This is a genomic window from Rhodopirellula maiorica SM1 (assembly GCF_000346295.1).
GTDB classification, from domain to species: domain Bacteria; phylum Planctomycetota; class Planctomycetia; order Pirellulales; family Pirellulaceae; genus Novipirellula; species Novipirellula maiorica.
On sequence record NZ_ANOG01000549.1, the window covers coordinates 1 to 1,558 of the forward strand.

A 1,558-nucleotide genomic window follows, 5' to 3' on the forward strand; every position below is an offset into this window, starting at 1 on the left:
ACCAGGAACTCTGGCGAGTCCCACTACGAAAGTAGATGGCATTGAGCTTGCGGCCTGCCGCTAAAAGCTCGCAAATCACGGGGGGATAAATGCTTCACAGCGTTGCGTTTGGGCACGCGGCCAACATGCCGAAAGACTCCTGTCTAGCTGCTTAGCAGAAGGCAGCGGCGTGGCGGTTGCCGCCGAGCCGAGCCTTTTCGTCAACCACAGAATGGTTGCGGCGACCTTAATAGGCTTTTGCAAAGATTGCTTTTTGGGTGGCCGGTCGGCCGGTGGCAAAGCAGACGCCGCCGCTTGCGTCTTGATCGCGTGGAATGCAGCGGATCGTGACCTTCAGCTCTTTGAGCAGTTCGTCAATCGAGGCTTCGTCCGCGAAATAGCAGGTTGCGAAACCGCCGTGGATTTCCGGTTGTTCTTCGTTTTTGGGCGTAAAGAACGCGCGGAAATCGGCTTCGTTGTCGATCGTGACGGTGTTCTCTTCACGCAACTTCAATGCGCGGTCGAACAGGTTCTGCTGCATCTCGCCCAGGATCGTCGCGACGGTGGCGACGAACTCTCCGCGCGGTAACCCCACACTCTTGGGTTGATCGCGGCGTCCTACGAAAACCGAATTTTTCTCGATGTCTTTCGGCCCGACTTCCACGCGAAGTGGCACGCCGCGTTTGACGTGGTGCCATTTCTTTTCACCTCCGCGCATGTCTCGGTCATCGACTTCGACGCGGATGGGCGTTCCTGCATACGACTGGGCCGTCAATTCGTTTCGCAGCGTCTCGACGTACTGCATCACTTCGGTTCGCTGCGACGGATCGCGATAGATCGGCAAGATCACGATTTGTGCCGGGGCCAAACGTGGTGGCAGCACGAAGCCATCATCGTCGCTATGCGTCATGATCAACGCGCCGACGAGTCGTGTCGAAACGCCCCAGGATGTGGTCCAGGCAAACTCTCGCTCGCCCGCTTCGGACTGGAACACGATCTCCTGTGCCTTAGAGAAATTTTGGCCCAGAAAGTGGCTGGTTCCTGCCTGCAGTGCTTTGCGATCTTGCATCATCGCTTCGATCGTCAGCGTGTCGACGGCACCGGGAAAGCGTTCCGCTGCTGTTTTGCTGCCGACAATGACCGGCATCGCCATCCAATTTTCGGCAAAATCGGCGTACACATCGATCATCCGCTCGGTTTCTTCGATCGCTTCTTCGGAGGTCGCGTGAACGGTATGCCCTTCCTGCCACAAGAATTCGGCGGTCCGCAAGAACATCCGCGTTCGCATCTCCCAACGCATCACGTTGGCCCATTGATTGATCAAAATCGGTAGATCGCGGTAACTCTGGACCCACTTGGCATAGGTTGCCCCGATGATCGTTTCGCTGGTGGGACGAATGATTAGCGGTTCTTCGAGCTTACCGGCGGGCCGCAAACCCCCGGCGGGATCGGGTTCGAGACGATGGTGCGTGACGACCGCGCATTCCTTGGCGAATCCCTCGACGTGCTCGGCTTCTTTTTCAAGGAAGCTCATGGGAATCAATAGCGGGAAATAGGCGTTTTGATGCCCTGTCGCTTT

1 protein-coding gene is annotated in these 1,558 nt (G+C 57.1%); it reads right to left on the reverse strand.

Annotation, left to right across the window (positions count from 1 at the left end; translation table 11 throughout):
• Positions 1-226: 226 nt before the first annotated feature.
• Positions 227-1,558: aminoacyl--tRNA ligase-related protein (locus tag RMSM_RS17635; protein ID WP_040767793.1), on the reverse strand; the 1,332-nt coding region annotated here is incomplete at its 5' end.